Here is a 6,536-nt window from a genome sequence, read left to right on the forward strand (position 1 = left end):
AAAGCGTGCCGGCGACTCGCATTGAAGTCGTTGGCCAGCCATGCCGGCGTGGCGTTACCCTCACGGATCATCTGGTCCCACCGTCCAGACGATATGCGCATCTGCAATTTCGGATCGATTTCCAGCGCGCGCAGGACGGCAATCCGTTCGGTCAGCCCGACCAGGTTCGACGCAACCGGCGCTTCAGGCGCCGAGCGCAGCCAATGAAAGCGCGTCTGGCCGATCGACGGGTCAACCTCCAATAGCCTATCCAATGATTGAAGCGATGATCCGTTCGACCTTAGCGTACGATTTCGAACTGCTCTTGTTCCGACCCCTAGGTGCGGACCAACTCTTTAACAGACCGGAATCGTTCGGTGCCTACAAATGCTTCTTGAGCCAGTTCGATCCGTTTTCGTTGAATCCATGCCAAGCTCCCTCACCCGTGAGCTTGGCAACCAATAGCTCATCGTTGTCGTCAACAAAGGGAAGCAGGTCATCCCTTACCTGCTTTGCGGTAAGATCAGTTACGACGATGAAAGTGGAGTCCAAATGGGCCCAGTATGTCGGGTATTTCTCTTTGATGTGGTCACGGAGCGCCGCGTCTTTCTTTGAATAATTGGCACCCTCGCGGTTAAGATCATAATCAATAAAAACGCTCATGCGATGCTCCTGGTATGGCCGCAATTGGAAATCCAGATGAGCCAGTAGATAAGAGTAACACTGGCCTTTTCAACTTCGTCGCTGTGAGTTCGTGGCGGCGTTTATACCGATGTTCGTCATCAGGATGCAGCATAGATTGGACCATATCATCTACTGAACCCCATCGTGGGAGGGCCGAGTGCCGATCCCGGAGAGAAGCGCGGGCCGCGGAAAGACGTTGAACGCTGCAGTGTCCGGACGAAGACAGGGCAAGCCTGCTTCTGCATAGCAGCGATTTTGGCTGGAACGTGCCAAGAGGAGACATTGCCAAAGAGCTTGACCTCGCCTCGCCGATTAGAGAAGCGCCGCCGCAGGCGGGATGCAGGACCGACAGCTCCCGGCGAAGGGCGCCGTATGATTGCGAATATTGGCAGCGCCTTGGATTCAGCGGTTAGTTAGGAAAAAAGCTCTTTGTAGCCGATCGTCATCATCCAATTCGCCCGATCGAGATGGCTGCGGGCGGCTCTGCGAGCGCGTTCCGGTTCAAGTTCAGGATCAATGCCGAGGATTTGCTCGGCCATTTCCTCGTAAAGTGGCATTATCGGCACCGGCGTCCAGAAACTGCATATATAGGTTGTGAAATGCTCCCTGTCGTACGTGGTGAGACTATCCGACCACGGGACTTCGGTCGGAACGGCTCTGTCCGACGACTGGCGTGATTTGAATTCCATCGACATTTCGCTTTCAATCAACAGCCCGCCCTTACACGCCAGAGTAGCGTCAATCGGGACGCTTTCTACCCCTCGGGCTTTACTTGGGAATTCGCATCGGCTGGACTCGATCGAATCTCGTATGCAGGGTTATTCACGCGCAAGAACGGCCAGCTTTTTATCGAGCTGGGGATCGATGTAGCCTTCCTCCAGCACCCTTAGAATCAGTTTCATAGCGGCCGCCTGCATAACCACGCGGTCGTCCTCGGGAAGTGAATCGAGAACAATTGAAATTGTGGCCGGATCTTCAGAAAGCAGTGACGGAACCAGCTCTTCATTAGGGGTGATCCTCTCCGTGCCGATGATCTCGGCCATGATTGGCAAATAGAATTTCCGGACATGGTCCTTGTGATAGGTATCCGCCCTCTCAATCTTTTCTAGCTTTTCCGCGTCACCTGAAAACGCCTCACGTAGGGCCAAGACGACCGCATCGCGGATTTGGTCAGCCTTCACCGCTACCTCTTTGGCCGGCCCGCCGACGCTCACGGCAAATTGGATGATATCATCGAGGCTTTGCCGGGCTTCATGCAAGTCGCCGGCTGTCATTGGCGAGGGCAGCCCCCCAATTTCCTTTGCTAGACCGGAGAACGAGTTCTGGGCGAGCAGGAACTTGTCGTGATCGGTCTTCCTGGCTTCAGAAAGCTCTTCTGTCGAAACGATTCGCCTGGACGGCCCAAAATATGGGTTGTGCCATCTTTTGATCAGATAGGCTTCGCGCGCGCCGGGGTTGTCCGACCATTCCAGTTCGTGCTTTTCAGCTAAATGAGTCCCTCTGGGCTCGCCTTTAGCCCCATAGATCGCATATTTGATGGCCTCTAGGCCGGCGGCCTCCCGGTCGGCAGGTGTCTTGGCCTTGCCCCACTGGGCGCCGAGCCGCTGAACCTCTTGTTCGTCCTCAAATTCCCGTAGCGCTTCTCCGCCCGCCCGTCCCGCCCGGAACCCCGCGATAAAATCTCGCCAGAGCTTTCTGAGTCCCACTGTTGTCCCCCGGCCTTTACGTTGAATCGTCCAATCGGCCTGGGAGGGCACAGTAGCAGATTACATCTCAGGGTTGGACACCGCTGACGCGTGCCACGACCTAATTGCATACCCCCTGCGGCTCTAGACGGCTTAGGAGCTACCATTGCTAGCGGATCATAGGCGCGAACCGCGCGCTCTGTGGTTTCGCGACTCAACACCGTCCCGATAGACGGCGTTGAGCGACGCCGGATGCGTTTACACCCGGATACGACCAAGGCGTCGAGCCTCGCTGGCATAGACCGACAGCGGCTTGTCCGCCTCGAAAAACAAGTCGCGCTCGACCGGCAGGCCGAGCGACCCGCGTAACATGGACAGCTCGGAGAGGCTGACGATGCCGATCTCCGGACAGCCAAGCCTGAGATCACAGAGGCCGAACGCGATATCCGGGTCATCCGGGTCGATTTCGGTCAGGAGCCAGGTCGCGCCGGCGTCCGGAGTGAACAGCTTGACGACCGGGACGAAGTCGATTTCGTGTGTCGTTCCGCGGAGGGGCTGCTGCTGGCGACCATTCGCCAGCAGCTTTTCCAGCAGACTCTGGGTCAGGATCTGCATGGCCGCCTCCTACTCGTCGGACTTCGGTGCACGGAGGACAACGCGGCCGTCGATGGGCAAGGCCTCGAGGAGGAGCGTGCCGCCCTCGCCGTCGTCGTGGGCGAAGAAGGCGCCGATCCGGGTCCAGAAGCCCTTCAGGCCTTCCTTGCCGTCGCGCACGGTATAGGCGTGGTAGAGCGGCGATTTCGGCTCGGGTTTCGTTTCGGAGTTACGTCTGTTGTTCATGGTCTTTTCCTTTGGTTGCTGGTTTCTGTCCCGGAGGACGGTTCCAAAGGAGACGGCGCACTGAGCCGGATTGTCCCCAACACGGGAGCGCAGCGAATGGAGTGGGCAGGAACGGGACAAGACGGCTGGGCCGGATAAAAGGAACGTTCTCAACTCCGGACAATTCAGCAACAGGAAAGCCGTTGACCGACAGCATGGGAACGAGTCCGTGGACCTCAATCGCTGGTGCACTGCAGTTGCGACAGGTCCAGGAAGTGAAGGTTCCGCGATGGAGTACATCGAGTTGTTAAACTTGGAACTTTGCGGCGGTCAGAGCTTTGGGGCCGGCACCGTTATGGGGCGCCGACTGGCCACACCCGTCCGGTTCGAAAGGGAGCGACCAGGAAATCTCAACCGCTTGCCGCCAGCACAGCTTGCGACAGATGCGATCGCGCGCCCTTCTCCCGATCAAAGCAAACAAGGGCGCAAGAGGCGGAAGCACCGAAATGCCCGCCAGCGGGATCAAGTCACTTCGGTGCTGGAGAAAGTTCGTGGCCCTGAGACCGGTTCAACAGGGCGGCCGTAGGAGCATCAGCATAACGCCGCCATCAGGTGGGATGCGGGACCGACAGCCCCCGGCGACGGGCGCAATATAGCAACCAGCAATCAGTTTCGATAAAACCGGTATCAATACAAATCGCGCCTGCCTACGGAGAACGCTGGGGCCTTGCCGCGCATTGACGTCTAGCCGCCCATATGGTCCCTCTGTGGGGCATGGGAAATCTGAGAGACCTTCAGTATCGCGCCTGGGTGCGCCGCGAGCTCGACCGGCGCCAAGACGGGAAATGTTGTTACTGCAAGCGGGATTTCACAAAAACCGGTCCAACGCGCCTGACCATCGAACATAAGAAGGCGAAAATGGACGGCGGCGCCGATGATCTGGGCAACCTTGCCGCAGCATGCTTTCACTGCAATCAGCACCGGGGCATGCAGAAGAACCGGTCCAAACAGAAAGCGGAGACGGCGCTCGACACATAGCCGATCAAAAACCCGCTGGAGCATGTCCGTCTCATCCCGTCCGTAAACGCTCGGGGTCGTGGCATGCTCCTACCATTTGGCGGATATCTCTTATAGCGTTCCATATCGGCCTGTAGGGAGCGTCGATCGGTGTATCTTGGTGTCAGAATTCGAGTCAGCAGATCAAATCGAAATCGTTTGGATTTAGTTGACCTTGCCCGCAGGCAGGTCGACCATCTTGGGCCGGCCGGAATCCGCGCGAAACACAACCAGACCAACGAGCGCTTTCTGAAAAAGGGCTATCTGCGGTTTGCGCCATTAACTCGCAGCCAACGCAGGAAACTTATGCTTCGCATTTCGAACCTAGGCGAGCCGGCCATCAAGGTCCAACGGATCAGGAATCCGAATCGTCCGCGATGAATGCCGCAGGCTAACTATTCGCCTCCTCGGCGTGGTCGGCCGCAGTAGCAGTCCTCGATGTCGAAGGCGACGATGTCTTCGGTTTCTTCTCCCATTGGACGACTCCTCCCATATTGCTATGCCACATAGCAACTATATTCGCTATCTCGCATAGTATTTTTGCCTTGACAAGAGGGGGCATCGCGGCGATCGATCCGTCATGGACGAACCAACGACCGACCTCGGCGAAGACGCGCTCGACGCGCAGATCGGCTACAACCTCAGGCGCGCCTCGGCGCTGGCGCTCAACGATTTCGCGGTCGAGATGACGGAGGCGTCGCTGCGCCCCGTCACCTACGCCATGCTGGCGGTGATCGACGGGCGGCCGGGCATTCGCGCCGCCGAGCTCTGCCGGCTGCTCGGCATGAAGAGCGCCAACATGACGCCACTGCTCGCCGAACTGGAAGAGCGAGGCCTGATCGAGCGCGACGACCATGCCGAGGACAGGCGCGTGAAGGAACTCAGCCTGACCGTGGCGGCCAAGGCGGCAATGCCCGCCTGGCGGCGGCGGGTGCGCCGGCACGAGGACCGCTTCCTGCAACGGCTGACGAGCATGGAACGGGCAATGCTGCTGCGGCTGTTGAGGCTGATCTGGGCGGATGAGGCGGAGTGAGGGCTGGCGCCCTCCGCACCCCAGGCAAAACAATTCGATAGCGGCGCGTCCATGCTGCAGGCATGGTGCAGGCTTAAAATCGCGATTGGGGCGCGAGGCAAGGCAAGAATACGTTCGCCATCCCGTGGAGACGAGATTGCCGTCAATCGACGTCAATAACCTTTTCGATTCCGCGCGCGGAACGCGGAAGTGAGTAATGCAACTCACAATGCAACTGTAATACTAGCCTCTCTTTCGGTCATTGCTACCCGCCGACCGTAATGTTACCCGGTCTTTCACGAGGTGACCTCCGGGGGTCGGAACAAGAATTGTTCCCGCAAACACGCTAAGACCGAACGAAGCACGAACGCGCGTGATTGATCTGTAGATTAAGCTGCCGGCCGGTTGAAAGCATTTGGCTGATGGCGACCATTTCCCTTGAAGTCGGTGTGTGGCAAGGGAGAACGCGAGTGGGTAGAAGAAGGCTTATTAGCTCGAAGGAAGCGGCGATACTCCTGGGTATACCGACGGACGAGGATAGCCTGATCCGCCACTTTACACTGGACCCGGCAGATCGTTTGGAATGCGAGCTCCGCCGCCGACCGCAGAACAAGCTGGGCTTCGCGGTTCAACTTTGCATAATGCGCCATACGGGGCGGCTCTTGTGGGATAACGAGCAGCCGCCCGCGACTGTGATCAACTATCTTGCGGATCAGCTCGGTATCGACGCGCGCCTCTACGCCTTCTATGCACATCGAGTACAGACGCGTTTCGATCACAGCCGGTCTTTGATGGCTTACCTCGGTCTCCGGACTGCCTCCAGAGACGATCGCCGCGCAGCCCTTATGGCTGCAATCGATGCGGCGGCCAATGGCGATCACGGGTTACCGACCGCGACAGCAGTCATTGCCGAATTCCGGAAACGAAACGCGGTCCTTTCCCTCGCTACATTCCATCGAAAAAATCGGCCTCGGCGGTCGCGCGATAGCTCGCCGACGAGCTGAAAAAGAAATCGTCGAAGGTATTCCGCCCGATCGGCTTACATCGTTGGACAGGCTGTTGGAGGTTGATCCGGCCATTGGCCAGACGCGCTTCCACTGGCTGCGATCGGCGCCGGAAGCGCCAGGCGCGTTAAACTTGGTCGGGCTGACAGAACGGATCGCCTTCCTGCGCACGCTGGAAATCGATCCGAAATTGCAGATGCGCATATCGTCTGGACGGTGGGACCAGATGATCCGTGAGGGTAACGCCACGCCGGCATGGCTGGCCAACGACTTCAATGCGAGTCGCCGGCACGCTTT

The 6,536-nt window shown here is 58.3% G+C and carries 6 protein-coding genes and 3 pseudogenes; 3 read left to right on the top strand and 6 right to left on the bottom strand.

Annotation, left to right across the window (positions count from 1 at the left end):
• From PU724_RS33175 to PU724_RS33200, 6 genes and pseudogenes are all read right to left on the bottom strand, one after another.
• A pseudogene (locus PU724_RS33175) lies at positions 1–266 on the bottom strand (hypothetical protein); the annotation flags it as partial.
• Between the two features lie 94 nt (positions 267–360).
• The gene (locus PU724_RS33180; RefSeq protein ID WP_354425981.1) at positions 361–642 is read right to left on the bottom strand and encodes a hypothetical protein; all 282 of its coding nucleotides are present in this window, start codon (positions 640–642) and stop codon (positions 361–363) included.
• Between the two features lie 434 nt (positions 643–1,076).
• Positions 1,077–1,352: pseudogene (locus PU724_RS33185) on the bottom strand (DNA -binding domain-containing protein).
• 129 nt (positions 1,353–1,481) lie between these two features.
• Positions 1,482–2,369: a hypothetical protein gene (locus tag PU724_RS33190; protein WP_354425985.1), complete on the bottom strand. Its 888-nt coding sequence runs from the start codon at positions 2,367–2,369 to the stop codon at positions 1,482–1,484.
• Between the two features lie 237 nt (positions 2,370–2,606).
• Complete coding sequence (locus PU724_RS33195; RefSeq protein WP_354425987.1) at positions 2,607–2,963, bottom strand: DUF2958 domain-containing protein; 357 nt, start codon at positions 2,961–2,963, stop codon at positions 2,607–2,609.
• 9 nt (positions 2,964–2,972) lie between these two features.
• On the bottom strand, positions 2,973–3,188 hold the full coding sequence (locus PU724_RS33200) for a hypothetical protein (protein ID WP_354425989.1): 216 nt from the start codon (positions 3,186–3,188) through the stop codon (positions 2,973–2,975).
• A 753-nt stretch (positions 3,189–3,941) separates the two neighbouring features.
• On the opposite strand from PU724_RS33200, the gene PU724_RS33205 reads away from it, so the two are divergent.
• From PU724_RS33205 to PU724_RS33215, 3 genes and pseudogenes are all read left to right on the top strand, one after another.
• Positions 3,942–4,205, top strand: a complete 264-nt coding sequence (locus tag PU724_RS33205; protein WP_354425991.1) for an HNH endonuclease — start codon at positions 3,942–3,944, stop codon at positions 4,203–4,205.
• Between the two features lie 598 nt (positions 4,206–4,803).
• Positions 4,804–5,256: a MarR family winged helix-turn-helix transcriptional regulator gene (locus tag PU724_RS33210; RefSeq protein ID WP_354425993.1), complete on the top strand. Its 453-nt coding sequence runs from the start codon at positions 4,804–4,806 to the stop codon at positions 5,254–5,256.
• A gap of 449 nt (positions 5,257–5,705) precedes the next feature.
• Positions 5,706–6,536 (top strand): annotated as a pseudogene (locus PU724_RS33215) (DUF4158 domain-containing protein); the annotation flags it as partial.

The sequence above is a fragment of the Mesorhizobium abyssinicae genome (assembly GCF_049887195.1).
Classification (GTDB): Bacteria; Pseudomonadota; Alphaproteobacteria; order Rhizobiales; family Rhizobiaceae; genus Mesorhizobium; species Mesorhizobium abyssinicae.